Origin of the sequence: Vibrio sp. 10N.247.311.51 (assembly GCF_041467855.1) — a bacterium.
In the GTDB taxonomy this organism is placed as follows: domain Bacteria; phylum Pseudomonadota; class Gammaproteobacteria; order Enterobacterales; family Vibrionaceae; genus Vibrio; species Vibrio coralliirubri.
Map to the genome: position 1 here is coordinate 39,229 of NZ_JBFSVK010000022.1, position 15,282 is coordinate 54,510.

Genomic DNA, 15,282 nt, shown 5'->3' on the forward strand with positions numbered 1-15,282 from the left:
AAGTTTAGTGGTTACGGCGTCCAGTTTGAGTATTGTGGCAGCGTGCTTCACACCTTAATTGGGCGTTAAGCCTCTATGAGAAATACAGACCTTTCATGGGAAGATAATGAAAATTTTTATTGATACAAACGTTTTTTACAACGATTGGTTTATGAAGCAAGCAAACTTTAAGTACCTATTTCATTACATTGCTAATGAGTGCGAGGACTTAGTTATGTCTAAAGTCGTTTGTGAAGAGGTTGAGAATATTAGAAAGCGTGAGGCAGCGCTTTCATTAACTAAGATTAATGACGAGTTAAAGAACCTTAAGAAGTTATTACCATTTCAAGTTTCATTCGATTCGAATGAGATACAATCATTTGATTATGGATTCATCGACGAAATAGAAAATAAATGTGAGAACCTAACTGTAATCGATTATGAAAATATCAGTCAATCAGAGGTTGTAACAAGGGCACTATCGAATAGAAAACCATTCACTGAAGGAGAGAAGGGATATAGAGATACATTAATTTGGCTATCATTGCTGCAGTATTTAAAAGAGACAAATTATAGCGGCGACGTCGCTTTCATATCTAAGAATACTTCTGATTTTTTTGTCAAAAAAAAGTCGGAGTTTCACCTTCATGCTGATTTGTTAGAAGACTTAAAATCTTATGAGGTTACAGCTAATATAATCCCTTATGACTCGCTGTTTTCATTCGTAAATGGAAATATAGAAAAGGATCAACATGTAGTAGAACATAGTAAAATCGAAGACATTCTGGAAAGAGAAGGCTGCTATTACCTCTCCGATATCTCTGGTTCAGAGTTATCGAGTGTATTGTCGCAGAGTCGACTTAGTAGTGTTCCTCTTCAAAATCTTATTTTTTCTAATGCCGAAATATTTGAAGGTCTAGAAGACGAATATCTAGAAAGTAGCAAGGAAATGAAAGGAGATGATGTGTTTGTATCATATTCTTTTAATTTGCGACGAGTTATTCTCTCGCTTGAGATTCCCAAATCCGATTATGAAGCTAACAAAGACATCATAGATGAGCAGTTCTACGATGTCGAAATTAAAACAGATAGTGTTTTTATTGAGACTGTTATTCGTCCGTATTATGAAATTAGTTTAATTTACAATACAGAGACTGAACTCTATAAAGATGTGAGTATTAGTTGTTATGGTATTAGATAACCAAGCAAGTTGAGGCTTAACAATCTGTTTAAGAGTGATTCGCAACGCTTGGCATTTTTGCTATGCGTTGCTTTTAGTGTTTAAGGTTGTATGCGGCAACTTCGGTATTGCGTTGCTCACACCTTAACAGGGCGTTATGATTATTCGAAGCTCAATGGAGTTTAGCGTATGAAAATTTTGTGGTGGAAGTTAAGTAATCGAGAAAAAGCGAGGCGTTCTTTTATACTCGCTCCGTTAGGTTTTCTCTTTGCCCTTTTGCCCAGTGATGCAATGATTTTCGTACTCAACAAGTGGGAATTTGTAGCTGTCAGTATCTTATTGATGGTAGTTCAAGGTCTGTACTATAAACGAAAAGCTGAAAAAGAAGACCAAAGTAATAATGCTGAGTAAGATCGGCGGTCTTTATGCTTAGAATCCCCAGTAAATAGTCATAACAAGCAATTCAAGCAGACTGCCAACGCTTGGCATTTTCAGCTCGGTTTAGTTTCAGTGATTTCGGTAGTAAATTTGAGTATATTGGCAGCGTTGTCAGCTACTTAATTGGGCGTTATGCCTCTTAAATTCGGTACATTCGGAGATTATATGCAACAGAATTGGGCTTCTTATAAACAATGGATTGCCGAGGCAACTCGTAACAATCGAAAGCATTATTATCGGGGACAAAGCGATAGTAAGTGGAGGCTTGAAACTACATTCCATCGCAGTGCTAAGTTCAAGAGTATTTCTCTTTCCGACTATTTTGGTTCGATAATTAATGACGTCAACTACCAACTGGCTGCTTTTGAATCTCCGGTCAATCTCGAAAACAACATCGAATATGGCGCTTTGTTAGGGAAGTTGCAGCACCATGGATTCCCGACGCCATTATTAGATTGGACTCTTTCCGGATATGTCGCAGCATATTTCGCATTTAAAAATGCTCCATTAGAGCCAGAACCAACAGATAAAGTCACAGTGTATATCTTCGATATTGACGGTTGGAATAAAGCATTTGGCTCACAAACTAGTTTTTTAGGTACCGAGTATTTTGTAAGTAACTTCGTCCCATACGCAACAGGTAATCAACGAATGGTTAGGCAGATGGGTGTTACTACTTCAACGAATGTCGTCGATATTGAGGGCTTCATCATGAGCAAGGGCACTGAAAGCAATCAGACGTATTTATGGCGTTATGATATGCCAGCTAGTGAGCGAACGATGGTAATGCGAGAGCTTAATTCTATGGGAATAAATGACATGACTTTGTTCCCAGACTTTGATGGTTTGTGTCAGTACTTGAAAGAAGTGCACTTTACAAGTCAGCAACGAATGATACCGCCACCACCGCCGCCATCGGTGCATGAAACCAAGGCATAACAAAGCATTTAAGAGTGATTCGCAACGCTTGGCAGTTTCGCTTCGCTCAAGTATAGCCAAGCGCCGCTCACACCTTAATGCGGCGTTAGCATGTCGAGGAAAGTATGGACAATTTCAAATTAATAGTAGATATACTCAGTTCTTTAGCTTCCATTATTGCGATTGTTACTTTCCTATTTGTTTGGATTTCAAATAATCGAAAACCAATTAAACTTGAGCAAGTATTAGTCGATCTTGATGACGAAGAAGCAGCTTATGTTTTTCTTGTTCGCAACAGGCGAGATTATGCAATAACCGTAAACACATGCCGTTGCTTTGCTAAAAAAGAACACAGGGTTGAGCAAGAAGTGCGAAAGAAACCTGTAATATATAGTTCCTTTCCGGGGAACGGCTTTGTTTTGGAGTCTGTAGAACCCAAAACGATTGGGCCAAATGGATACGATAAGTTGATTTATAAAACTCATAATATCCGAGCTAACAGCGGTGAAAAGTTGTTTATCCACTTAGATACATCCCATGGGTATTTTGAGTTGTGTAGTTCAAAAGTGAATGTAGTCACTGATGAAACCGTTCTGCTAGGCCTTCAATCGAGTAAGATATTTGCTTCAGCGTTTAAAGCGAGAACCTACTGGTTGGCTAAGTACGCAAAATATCTCGTTTTAGCGGTGAGAAAAAGCTAACAAAGCATTTAAGAGTGATTCGCAACGCTTGGCGTTTTCGCTTCGCTCAAGTATAGCCAAGCGTCGCTCACACCTTAATGCGGCGTTAACTGTTTTTGAGGAAGTATGGGCATTATTGATTGGAATTTAGTTTTGACATCTTTAGCTACAATTGCAGCAATATGCAGTGCATTCGCTGCGTTGAAGTCTTATAAGATATCTGAAAGCTTAAGTAGGACTTGTAATATTTTTATCACTTCTGGACTTGATGAGATAACGGTCACGGCGACTTCAGAAAGTGAACGAGTTTTCGTTCTAGACATATCGATCTTAGTTAAGGAACGTTTTTTCAAACGTTCGAACTATTCATGTACTTTGCTGAAAAACGTTCATGTTCATCATGAAAAAGGAAAAAGTGGTGACAGGCTATTCCATACTTTATTTGAAAGAGGTTTGGTTGCGGGTGAATCGTACCGTTTTCCTATATCTGAATTGTTTAAAATTGCTCAAAACAACATAATTTGTGTAGAAGGTTCAAAAGAGCGTAGTCTTGACGTATCAACGTTAGTTATTGGTTCCAAGTCAGAACTACACTTCAATATAAATGGGCAAAATATCAAGCGGGACTTAACTCTCACGAATGAAATAATCAATAGAATCAATGGACCAACTAGAGAAAAAGACTTTGTCCTGAAGCCTAAAAACAGTTAACAAAGCGTTTAAGACGGATTCCCAACGCTCGGCATTCTGAGTCTTAGTCAGCTTTAGTGTTTATGGTGCAATGGTTTAGGTTAGGTGGTAGCGTTGCTCACCACTTAACGCGGCGTTAGTTTTACAATTGATTTGGTCATATGAATAATAGAAAAATAAAGAAAAACCAGCATTATGTCCCAAAAGCTCATTTGAAGCGCTTTACCATCGAGGGACAGAAGTCACTCATTTGGGCATTTGATAAAAACAAAGGTGAATATGGTCGCCAAACTGCGTCTATCAATAAGATCTGTGCAGAAGATTACTACTATTATCAGATAGACCCTCAAGGACAAGTGGACCACATACAACTAGAAGACGTCATTTCAGAAGTAGAAATGATCGGGAATAACATCATTGATAAGGTGTTAGATTCTAGATTTCTTCCCTATGTACCTATCCACGGTTCTCAGAAAGGGGAGTTAGCATTTTACATTGCCTTACTGATGTTTCGTGGACCTAGTTTTCGAGACGGCATCGCTGAAATCTATGGGCAGGCTGCAAAACTAGTTCTCAATAAAGTTTGGGATAATTCTAAGGTTCCAACTGCATTAAAAGAGTTAGTTGAAAAAGAAGGTTTATCTAATGTCGTTGATTTACAAGTTAACTCGACGGTTAGTTTAGAACATATGGTTAAGGCGGCTCAAACAGCAGCGCTTGAATTTCTCAAGAAAGAATGGGTGTTAATAAATGCTCCAGCAGGCTCAATGTTTGTGACTGGCGATGTACCAGTTGTTTTTTACCCTTATAAGCAACATTTAGGTGATATTGGTCCTGCCCATCCCTTAGCTGAGATTCTGTACCCTATATCTAAGAATACAGCTCTAATTCTGACGCCAACAAGTAATCCAAAAGAGCACATTGTAATCGGGCAGTTTAGTAGCGAGCTTTTACACCAGATAAATACAAAGGTAAGTCATGCTGCTATAGACAACATTTTTAGTACTGAAAAGCTAGATTGGTTATCTGCACTGTCTCTGTCTAAAGGGAACTCTCAGCGATTAGTTTCGAATGCATCATCTAATGGGGTTAGTATCGTTAAGAATCCGTGGAAACGTAAAACTAACAAAGCATTTAAGAGTGATTCTGTAGTTGACCCGATCTAGTGGACACCTTCAATAGTAATTGGAGGTGTTTATGCCAGCTTATAAATCAGGTAAAAAACTCAACAATATCTTACGGAATTTAAGGTAACTGCTGTCCGACTTTCGCTTCGAGAAGGAGCTACAGTTAAAAGCGTGGCGCTATCATTAGATATCCACCCTTATATGCTTTCTAAATGGCGAAAGGACTATAGAGCAGGGGTTATTATGGAAGATAAACGTAAGAAAAGGACTCAGATCCCGAGCCAGAAAACTGAGTCTAGTCGGATTGCAGAGCTTGAACGTCAGAATGAACAACTTAAGCTCGAGAATGACTTGCTAAAAAAGTGGCAACGATTCGTTGCCCAAGAAAATCGACAAAATTCCGATTCATAGCCCATTACAAAACGCGTTATTCCATTGTCTTGATGTGTCGTTTTCTATCTGTTTCTAAGTCGGGTTATTACGCATGGCTTGATAGAGAGCCAAGCCGCTACGATCAAGAAGAGCAGGCTTTGAAGAAGCGCATAATTAAAGTGTTTAGTCAGAGTCGAGAGACTTACGGTAGTCCACGAGTTCATGCAGAGCTGAGGCGCCAAGGAGTTTTGGTTAGCCGCAAGCGTGTAGCTCGGATCATGAGAGAGCAAGGGCTAAGAGCGCGAAGTTATCGCATTTACATGAGAATGGCCAAGCTACATCGGTTCTATCAATCGATTAAGAATATTAAAAAAGATACACCAAAACGAACGGCAGTTAATCAACAATGGTCTGGAGATCTAACGTATATAAAGCAAGGTAAACGTTGGATGTATCTAGCCGTCGTTATCGACCTTTACTCACGTAAAATCGTCGGTTGGTCGCTTGGTAGTAAGAAGAGTACACAGCTAACGATGAGTTCGTTGAGAATGGCCATTAGAAATCGAAAGCCACAAGAGCGCTTGTTGTTTCATACCGACAGAGGCTCTGAATATCGAGCCCATGAAGTTCAAGCTTTATTATCAAAAAATGGAATGGTCCCAAGTATGAATCGTCCAGGTCATTGCACAGACAATGCTGAGGTAGAGTCGTTCTTCCATACTCTCAAAGGCGACATAATTAGGAAAAATAGTTTTAAAAGTGAGAAGCAGCTTAGAGATAAACTTGCCGGTTATATCCAGCATTTTTATAACCGTTATAGACTGCACTCAAGTCTTGGATATCGAAGCCCGCATGAATATGAAGTCATGACGGGTTAAAGAAGATAGGGTGTCCATTTTATCGGGTGAAGATCATTCCCAACGCTTGGCATTTTTCATTCCATCGTTGGGTTTTGTGTTTACGGTGGTATGGTTGAGTTTTGTGGTAGCGTTGCTCACACCTTAATGCGGCGTTATACCTATTGGCACATGGGGAGCGAATAAATATGGGTAGAGCTAAAGAGTTCATGCTGGAACAAGAAGAAAGAGGGTTCTACTCTGTTGGTGACAAATTCTTATGTTCTCGATGTATCGGTGAAGAAGACTTAGGAAGATATGTGCGTGACCAAGGGGAGCGAGGGGAATGTACGTACTGTGGAAATAAAAGACTAAGAATCATTCATTTTGACATGCTTATGGAATTCTTAGTGGATTGTATCAGTGAGGAATATGGGGAGCCGAACAACGTTGGTGTTCCATGGGATAAGGGATGGTGTGGAGATGTAATGGATTCATACGATCTGTTAGGGGAACTAAGTATCCCAATAGAAAATATGGATCTTCAAGATGACATCATTGAATCTTTAAATGTCCAACAATGGTGCAAGAGAGATTTTTACAATTTATCTCCCTCGGAGGCATATTTGCATGGATGGAAATCTTTTGTACATCTAGTGAAGCACAAATCTCGATACTCATTTTACCGCACTGAAGATGAGAGAGAATTCAATAGTTTCGACGAAATTCCACCTAAATATTTCATGGATTCTTTGAGCAATGTTGTAGACAGCCTAAACTTATATAGGGATATTAAGGTCGGCGAAAAAGTACTTCGTGTAAGAATTCATGATAAAAAAGCAAAACTCAATTCAGCTAATGAGATTGGTTCTCCCCCAGTAGAGTTTGCAGTATATCCAAATAGAATGAGTCCGTCCGGAATATCAATGTTCTATGGGGCTTTCGATCGACGTACTGCAATTGCTGAAACCTTTGAAGGGCCAAATCAAGCTAAGGTTGCGAGTGTTGGGACTTTTGAAGTTACTCGAGAGCTTGTCGTGATTGACTTTAGTAAACTACCTCCATACGAAGGGTTGCTGTCAGGATGTGAACGAGATTATCGTCATCAACTATCCTTTGTGTACGATTTTCTGTCGGACTTTACAGCTCCAGTGAGAAAAGATGGTTTTGAGCATATTGATTATGTTCCAACACAAGTAGTCAGCGAACATTTTCGATTTATCCATAAGACCAAAGAAGGTAAGAAAGTTGACGGTATTATTTATCCGAGTTCAAAGCTTCATAAAAGAAATGCAATAGTATTATTTTGTGACGACAAAGACTGCGTGGAGCATGATGCAAAGGATGGTCTTTTGAGACTTATTAGCCTAAAAAGAACTAATCCCAATAAATACATATAGGTATAACAATCTGTTTAAGAGTGATTCGCAACGCGTGGCATTTTTACTATGCGTTGTTTTTAGTATTTAAGGTGGTATGCGGGAGCTTCGGTATTGCGTTGCTCACACCTTAACAGGGCGTTATATTTTTTGAACACTAAAGACTTCTATTTTAATAATACAAAAAATGAGAAAAATTAAGTGATTACGATAGTTAATGACGTTGATTGGGGAGCAATTTCGCTTTTAAACTTTATGAATAGCTGGCTGCCGGGGGTATTCACGTTTTTTCTAGGGTTTCTCTTTGAAAAATGGTCAAGTCGCCGAAAGCTTAAGACAGAGTTAAAAAACAATTTGCTTGAGATATTTATACCAACATTTAACTCAGGTGAGGTAATTTCTGTTGATTTGGCGGAATCTACTAACTTTAAGCTCAAGGCAATATTAAATGCATATAAACGGATATATCCTAATACTTTTAATGAAAAAGCAGTGGAAGAATTAAGTAAGATTTTTGCTGACGGTTTTATGGTTGGAGATGAAGTAAATCCAAGTTACTTAGATACTGATAAAGTTCAAGATCTCATCAAAGCGCTTTAACAGTGGTGTAGTAAAATATAACAAGTTGTTCAACACGGACAAAAAACGCATGCCATTTTTCGCTTCGCTCACAGTATGGCAAGCGTGCGTCACACCTTAATGCGGCGTTATAAGCTCAATATATGCATTTAGATTAACCTGTGATATCAAGGTGATATTCTTATTCGTTTGGAGCGTGAAGTGTCTGAAATAAAACAAAAATTATCAGTTTCGGTGTTCGAGTCATTACTGAAACCCAGTACAGATTACTTAGGCACTGAATTAAAGGGCTACTTTCAACATCGAATTGAAGGCGCTAAAGCTAAACGAGAGGAACAAAACCTCCTTTCACACATTGAATCGGTTCGCAAAAAGTCGGTTAGCAAGCAAGAGACCGAACTTTCTTATTCGCAACTGGAACTATTTGAGCAATGGGCAGGGGAAGTAGAAAAGATAGATCCCTCAGATGAAACGTTATCAGGTATCTGGCATAACTTACTATTAAACTCTGAGGATAGTTTTAATTCTGAAGTATTGCTGACAAAGCTTAAGAAACTATCATCTGGAGACGCTATAACTCTAATTAAGGTGCTCAATCGAGATAGCTTGAGTAGAGAGGATCGTTATCGTCTAACAACTTTAAAAGCTTTGGGATTGGTCGAACAAAATGAATTAAAAACAGGGTTGATCCAATTTTTATTTATGGCAATCACATTTTTAGCGCTCTTATCAACGGTCGTTCTTCTATTTTCTCCTCCCGAAGTACTAGCAAGTCTTTCCAAGCCAGTTTCTAAAACTGTAGCTTTCCTACCTATGATTGCTTCTGGGTTAAGTGCTATTGGTATTATAAAGTACCTCAAGGCAGGTAATGGCAAACGTTTCAATATTTGGCGGCTTACTTGGCTAGGAGATCGGTTAGTCTCCCTTAGTAAAAAAGAACTCTTATAACAAACAATTTATGAGTGATTCGCCACACTTGGCATTTTGGGTTTGAGTTTAGTTTTGTGTTTACGGTGTCCAAATTGAGTCTCGTGGTAGCGTGGCTCACACTTTAATTGGGCGTTAGTTTTTTGGAGGAAATAAATGAGTTCGTTAGATATTCAATTCTGGTCGATGATCGGTACATGGGTTGCAAGTGTTGGTACAGTTTCTGCTGTGATCACATCTTTGTGGTTTGCTTATAATCAGAACAAAATTAAGCTACGCATCACAGTTCGACATATGCAATTAGTTAGCCGAACCGAGGAAAATGCCCCAGATCATTGTGTGGTTAAAATTGTTAATCTGAGTAATAAACCAGCTAAGATTGAAAGCATAGGATGGAGAGCGGGTTTTTGGAAAAACAAGGTTAGTTTCATTCAAATGTTCAAGCTACCTGGTTTTGACGATTTACCAAAAGTTTTAGCTGAGGGAGAAGACGCAACATTTGCAGTTCCGTTCCGCTATAAAGGAAATGACGAAGACTGGATTGTCCGTTTTCCTAAATCAGTTACTGAAACTTCTAAGTTTAACCTTTACTCATTGAAACTGTGGGTTCATACGACACAAGGGCAGACCTTTGCTGTAAAACCAGATAAAGGTCTATTTGAACAGCTAAGAAAATCACTACAAAGCTAACAATCAATTTAAGCAGATTCGCAACGTTCGGTATTTTAGGTTTGAATCAACTTTAGTGATTAAGGCACAATGTTCGGGTTAAGTGGCAGCGTAGCTCACTACTTAATTGGGCGTTAATATCTTGAAATATCAAATTTAATCCCCATTTAGAAAGAAATTATATTATTTGAGTCACTATAACTATGGGTACAGATGACCGTGGGGTCGAGTCAGAACAAACGTGCGCAGAGAGGTTGTATAAATGGGCTAAACCGAAAGTAGAGGTTTTGCGTGTTTTACTTCAATTTGTTGTTGGTTTGTTTATTTTCTACACGATTTTCTTAAAGGTGTTTCAGTTTGCAGGTTTTCAATTCGAGATACTGCCATTAGCAACTAAACTGTATGGGAAAGCATTTCTTGAGATTATTGGTGGCTCATTGCTTGTATCATCGGCGATAGAGCTTGGATATATGCTATTTACCCCCGGTCCTGATGAAGCAATTGATCCGTTGATTCTTTCAATTACGGCATCGGCACTAATCGCCTTATCTAAATATGAAGCAACTTTATTTGACAGTGCTTACCTTATGGATGCAGCTATCATCATTCTATTTTCCATAAGCTTAACACTATTGTTCTATTTACGATGGAAGTGTTCTCAGTGGTTTAGCGATATGAGCTAGCGGTGTTATAACAAGTGTCTAAGACGCCATGTCCTACCCTAAGAAGTAACACTTTATGGAGGTCGGTATGAATATCAAAGAGTCTGATTGGAAAATCTTTTGCGAAATAAAGAGTGAAGCAGCGAAAGTGTTTTGTACTCGACAGCTAGATGAAGCCATCAAAACGATTACTGATGAAGCAGAATCTGTAGGGGAAAGGTTCAACTTTATGTGTCAGCACTCTAAAGAATCTCAAAAGCAAATGAAGTCTATCTTTGATGGCCACTCTCGAAGCCGTGCATTTATTCAGCTCATGCAAATGTGTGAGGAAGGCTTGGTTGCACCAGAACAATTTGAACGCCTTTCAGACGAACTCAAAAAAGACATTACGAGTATTCTAGAAAGAAGAGCCTAAGGAAAGTTGGCTAATCAGGCCGCTTCTTTTTCATAGCTGCAACCATCTCAATATTATTCCTTTTTATTCGCGAATTCGGATATCCGCTACATTTTTGCTTCGGCAACCTCACTTTTACGAGTTTATTATACGAGTTGTATTGAAAATCGTAGAGTTACTCGGTTTTTTCTCCTTCAAAATGCCGTTGATTTTTAAGAATTAGCACTAGAATCTGGATTGAGATTTCTTCCAAAAAAGTGTCAACGTTACTTTGTCAATAAAATCTCTCCCTAGCTCTTTAAATCCGTGCACTCTAGGTGAACTGAAAGTGTCACCTAGAGTGTGCGAGGGTGGGGGGGGGCGGGATTTTATGCTTGTGATGCGACCAGAGCCCCACCATCACAAATTCTTGGACCAAATGCTTCAATATTTTTGGTTTGCATAGACGTTCTAGCAATTATTCGGATTCCGAATCCATGATTTTTGGCCATAGAAGCCGAGTGTTATGTTTTGAAAGTGAGTGTGCGGATCAGTGAGTGCCTATAGGCCTTTAAAGTTCTTAATACTGGATGAGTAGGTTTACTTGCTGGTGGGTAGTTCAGGCATGTTATGTCATTAAATGAGAGTTGAAGGATTAGGTTGGAAGGTGGTGTTAAGAATGAACGAAAGGCTAGAAGTGTTTTCTTGATCGCCTTCCAGTGTTGTTTGATTAGCCTGGAGTGTATTACGTGGTGGTAACGTCTTGTCCAATACACAGGAATGTAAATAGGCGGCTCTCAGCGATTTTTAGTTATGCCAAAGGAGTCGTCCCATTATTGATGACGATATTCGTTTTGAAGTGCGTACAAGGCCATACAAGTAACATTCTAGATGCTAGTCGGTTTTGCCTTTTTGTTTGAGTAGTGTGTTGAACCTAGCGAAAAAGCGGTCTAGTCTTACTGTTAGAAAAACTACTGTATAAGTCCACCTTTCGTCCACCCTTAATCCACCCAAGCAAGATTGGGACAAAGTGGGGAAGGGGAAAGTTGATTCTTTTCAGTGTATTGCGCGAGATTTACGACGTTTTTGAGAGCTCAGAAACGGTGAAACCCCGATGTTGGTAGTGTTAAGAACGATAGTATAAAAACTGAATATATTCCAATATGTTATCTAACTAATTCTGATAATTCTCCTTAGAAAAAATGCAAATTTTATTAACTTAACTCATTGATTTAATTATCGTGATTTGAGTTATTATCACTGTATTTTGCAAAAAGAGTAAACAGCAAAAAATGGAAAATCGAGACAATAATTCCCTACTGTGTTGTTTAGAGTTCTCTGGTTGTGACTACCTTTTATTGACCATATTATAATGTGGTGGTGTCGATCTTCTGCCGAGTACCTGATTCCAAATATAACAAATTGCGTAGTAATAGGCGGTTTTAGTTGAGGGAGCCAACTCGTTCTTGCTCCTCCAAAACTCAGCCACTTGCTTACGTCCAATTTGGCCGATAGATTTGATGGCTGGGTTGTGCCTCTGAACATGGCGACAGAAGCTGCTCATTTTCTCTGCCTGATTTTTACGGTTCTTTTTGCCCCCCTGTCCTTAAGTATAGATGTATAGCTCGATTTAACTCATATTCCATTCTAGTCATAATTTACCCCAGATATGCATTTGTTATGTCGGTTCGATGATGGCCAAGTTCTTCAGCAACAGAAAGTCTTGCCGCATTGTCAAAAGCTTTAGCTTGCTCAACTGTGCATCCCACTTTATTGGCGATGTATTGGTGGTGTGAAGAACCATGCTTATAACCCGACTCCACAACTGATTTTATTCCTGCTACTGCGGTTTGTTGTTGCATGTGGTTGGTATAACTGTTTTGCGCATAGGCGTGTCGCTCACCATGTGATTTATAATCAAGTTTTCCAAACTCTCGATAGGATTGAGATTGGAACTGTATATAGCTTTGATCTGCAGGGATCATGGAGTGATGATGTCCCTGAATGACACTGGCATTCTGAAGTGCATCAAGTTGATTTTGGGATACGATTGGTACTGTCCGTGCTTGACCGCCTTTCGTTCCGTCTGTGACAGAAATGCTCTGCTTTATAACGGCTTCTTTTAGCATGGCTGCGGGGTTACCTTTACAAGCCTCTTCGAATCTCAAGCCTAATGACCTTTGCATTTCACTGATAGCAGAGAGCCTGTCAGAAAATTGTGATGTAATTTTGTTATGTTGTTCTTGGGCAATAGCTCGATTTTCCGTAGTTATGCCAGAACGATTTGGAAGGCCAGCTTCCGATGCTGTAACCCTAAGAGATGAATCCCCAATAGCCTGATTGAGAACGGAGTTGACGGCAGACAAGTATTCATGCGCTGTCTTGATACTGATTGAGCCGTTATCAATTTTCGAATCTAATTCTTGAGCGTATTGAGATACATGCTCTTTCGTTATCGCTCGCATATCCTTGACACCATGATGGTCTTTGATAAATGTCGAGAACTGTGTAAATCGAGTTGTTTGGTCTGCTACGGTTTTGAACCCGATTTGACCGGCATTAAATTTTTCATAAAGCGCATTCTTAGCCGCTTGATTTATATCTCGAGATCTTAGGCCACAGTTTCTGGCATTAGGGTTTTCTCTCTCCATCCTAGATGTGGGGAACCTACTTGGACTCATACTTTCCTCTCAGTTTTTTCAGTTATAGGCTCTGCAAGCAGCGAATAGTGTTAAGTGTTTATGCGCGTTTAAAATGTCGCACGTCATTAGCAGAGGTTGGGAAGATAAGAAGCGATCCCAGCGCTTACGCTGTTGAAGCTGACTTGGCAAAGGTTGGTACTCAAAGGCGTTTACATAGAGTGGGCGAAGACGCCACTGATTAGTGGGAGAGAACAATCTATGTTTACTTTGAGGTTGGCCTTAGCGGTCGGCTAGAAGTTTTGTCCGTTGAATTCAGGCTGCTTGGTGGCTGCTGTCACGTACAAGTGAGTGGAATGATCACGAGTTCCGGCAGTAACTGATGGATTGGTTCGATGCATTTCATGCATTTTCATGATTTTGAATACCTCTGTCAGGCTAGAGATACCAATGGATCTGTTATCGGATGCAGTCTCCGTCTATTTTTGTCTGCCGTCCAAAATAGACGGAGACTTTAGCGGTCCTTTTAGCAACACAGATAATAAATCTTGAGTAATGGAGTCGAACTCCAAGGGTTGAAAGCGATCTTTCATTTGAGTGTGTGAGTAATACATACTCTGTTGGGGCATCAAATTGATGATAGCATTTCGTACATGCGCTCTAACATGTGAGAGATAATCACAGCATTAAGAATGCTGCTCCTACCTCGTGGTTTACATGCAGGATATCTGCTTCTTCGTGGCTACTTCTCAATTAGGGAACCCAATTTGGCTGTTTAACTGTTGGGGTACAATTAAACAGTTCAATACAAAACAGGTTGATTACTTTTGACAGCACCAAGTCAGAGGGGGAGAACGGTTAAAGTCTTTTGTTCCAAAGCTTCTTAGTTTGAATCTTTATCCATGGCACTTATTAACTCGAAAGTGCCCCAAAATAATTTAGATTAATAACTCAATCACATTCTGCTAATTGGGATTTTACCTACTAAAAGTTATCCAATGAAAAATTTGAGATCTTGCTGTATATCAAATGAAATCTGGATGCTACAGAAAGACTAGACACTGAGCTAAATGATTATTCCATACTTTCAGTTAATGTGAGAAGCAAGGAACAAGCCCCTGATGTTTTGCAAATTTTAACCTAGCACGATTTATGTTTTCTTTTCGGGTTTTGTATATCTTCCTCTTCACCTTGTCTTTTAAAAGCAATGAGAAAAAGCTCTCAGCAATTTCATTGTCATGGCAGTTATGTTTTCGACTCATACTAATTTCCATATTGTGGTCTTTAATGAAACTGCGCCAATAGCTCGGCGTATATAGGTAAAATCAGTTACCCAGTGTACATCTGGTTTATCGACCGTAAATGCACATTTAAGAAGGTTAGGGGCAGCCAATCCACTTTCGAGCCAAAACTGTTTGATTTTTCCGAGTAAACGTTGAGCTTCTTTGGCCTGAGTGGTGACGACACCACGGCTTCTTTTTAAATGACCTTTCCGTCGTCACAGGCTTAAGTTCTGCTTCAATTTGCGTAACTCCGCGCTTTGGTCATCCTCATGCTGCGCTGTTTCTTTGGTTTGTCGTATTTCTTAACCCAATTACACAAAGATTTGTTGTTAATGCTAAATCGCTCTGCTATTGAGTTGAGCGACTTGGCCTTGTTTAGTTACCTGTTCGACAGCCCGGATTTTAAAATCTTCGGGATAACGTTTTCCGCTAATTATGACTTCTCCTCGTTTGTTAGATTATATAACTAATTAGTGTGTAGGGTCTTACCATGTGGTTTTCACTGTTGGCGAATCAGAAGGTGGCTGAGGGCATACGTTATCTAACGGGCA

14 protein-coding genes and 2 pseudogenes are annotated in these 15,282 nt (G+C 39.4%); 13 read left to right on the forward strand and 3 right to left on the reverse strand.

The genetic code is table 11. From position 1 onward, the window contains the following. Positions 1-106 precede the first annotated feature (106 nt). The 13 genes and pseudogenes from AB6E85_RS18045 to AB6E85_RS18105 all read left to right on the forward strand — a co-directional run bounded on the left by AB6E85_RS18045 (position 107) and on the right by AB6E85_RS18105 (position 10,851). Positions 107-1,180 carry a PIN domain-containing protein gene (locus AB6E85_RS18045; protein ID WP_372143463.1) on the forward strand — a complete coding sequence of 358 codons (1,074 nt, stop codon included), beginning with the start codon at positions 107-109 and terminating at the stop codon, positions 1,178-1,180. Between the two features lie 168 nt (positions 1,181-1,348). Continuing rightward, positions 1,349-1,570, forward strand: coding sequence for a hypothetical protein (locus AB6E85_RS18050; RefSeq protein ID WP_372143465.1), 222 nt, complete (start codon positions 1,349-1,351; stop codon positions 1,568-1,570). 192 nt (positions 1,571-1,762) lie between these two features. Next, the gene (locus tag AB6E85_RS18055; RefSeq protein WP_372143467.1) at positions 1,763-2,536 is read left to right on the forward strand and encodes an FRG domain-containing protein; all 774 of its coding nucleotides are present in this window, start codon (positions 1,763-1,765) and stop codon (positions 2,534-2,536) included. Between the two features lie 104 nt (positions 2,537-2,640). Then, the gene (locus AB6E85_RS18060) at positions 2,641-3,216 is read left to right on the forward strand and encodes a hypothetical protein (RefSeq protein ID WP_123284796.1); all 576 of its coding nucleotides are present in this window, start codon (positions 2,641-2,643) and stop codon (positions 3,214-3,216) included. A gap of 105 nt (positions 3,217-3,321) precedes the next feature. Continuing rightward, positions 3,322-3,906, forward strand: a complete 585-nt coding sequence (locus AB6E85_RS18065; RefSeq protein WP_102250272.1) for a hypothetical protein — start codon at positions 3,322-3,324, stop codon at positions 3,904-3,906. A 140-nt stretch (positions 3,907-4,046) separates the two neighbouring features. After that, on the forward strand, positions 4,047-5,051 hold the full coding sequence (locus tag AB6E85_RS18070) for a DUF4238 domain-containing protein (RefSeq protein WP_123284789.1): 1,005 nt from the start codon (positions 4,047-4,049) through the stop codon (positions 5,049-5,051). Positions 5,052-5,082: 31 nt separating this feature from the next. After that, positions 5,083-6,262 (forward strand): annotated as a pseudogene (locus AB6E85_RS18075) (IS3 family transposase). Between the two features lie 167 nt (positions 6,263-6,429). Further along, positions 6,430-7,620 carry a HEPN-associated N-terminal domain-containing protein gene (locus tag AB6E85_RS18080; protein ID WP_123284787.1) on the forward strand — a complete coding sequence of 397 codons (1,191 nt, stop codon included), beginning with the start codon at positions 6,430-6,432 and terminating at the stop codon, positions 7,618-7,620. Between the two features lie 180 nt (positions 7,621-7,800). Continuing rightward, on the forward strand, positions 7,801-8,199 hold the full coding sequence (locus tag AB6E85_RS18085; RefSeq protein WP_372143470.1) for a hypothetical protein: 399 nt from the start codon (positions 7,801-7,803) through the stop codon (positions 8,197-8,199). A gap of 180 nt (positions 8,200-8,379) precedes the next feature. Then, positions 8,380-9,126, forward strand: a complete 747-nt coding sequence (locus AB6E85_RS18090) for a hypothetical protein (RefSeq protein ID WP_108021172.1) — start codon at positions 8,380-8,382, stop codon at positions 9,124-9,126. A gap of 135 nt (positions 9,127-9,261) precedes the next feature. After that, complete coding sequence (locus AB6E85_RS18095) at positions 9,262-9,795, forward strand: hypothetical protein (protein ID WP_123284782.1); 534 nt, start codon at positions 9,262-9,264, stop codon at positions 9,793-9,795. 182 nt (positions 9,796-9,977) lie between these two features. Next, positions 9,978-10,457 carry a hypothetical protein gene (locus AB6E85_RS18100; protein ID WP_372143472.1) on the forward strand — a complete coding sequence of 160 codons (480 nt, stop codon included), beginning with the start codon at positions 9,978-9,980 and terminating at the stop codon, positions 10,455-10,457. Between the two features lie 67 nt (positions 10,458-10,524). Continuing rightward, a complete protein-coding gene (locus tag AB6E85_RS18105; protein ID WP_108122693.1) occupies positions 10,525-10,851 on the forward strand; it encodes a hypothetical protein in 327 nt (108 codons plus the stop codon). Between the two features lie 1,616 nt (positions 10,852-12,467). Here the strand turns inward: AB6E85_RS18105 and AB6E85_RS18110 are convergent. The 3 genes and pseudogenes from AB6E85_RS18110 to AB6E85_RS25855 form a co-directional block, all read right to left on the reverse strand. Further along, on the reverse strand, positions 12,468-13,490 hold the full coding sequence (locus AB6E85_RS18110) for an integrase domain-containing protein (protein ID WP_372143474.1): 1,023 nt from the start codon (positions 13,488-13,490) through the stop codon (positions 12,468-12,470). Positions 13,491-13,741: 251 nt separating this feature from the next. Beyond that, positions 13,742-13,864, reverse strand: coding sequence for a hypothetical protein (locus AB6E85_RS18115; protein ID WP_372143476.1), 123 nt, complete (start codon positions 13,862-13,864; stop codon positions 13,742-13,744). A gap of 741 nt (positions 13,865-14,605) precedes the next feature. After that, positions 14,606-14,764 (reverse strand): annotated as a pseudogene (locus AB6E85_RS25855) (IS3 family transposase); the annotation flags it as partial. Positions 14,765-15,282: the final 518 nt, after the last annotated feature.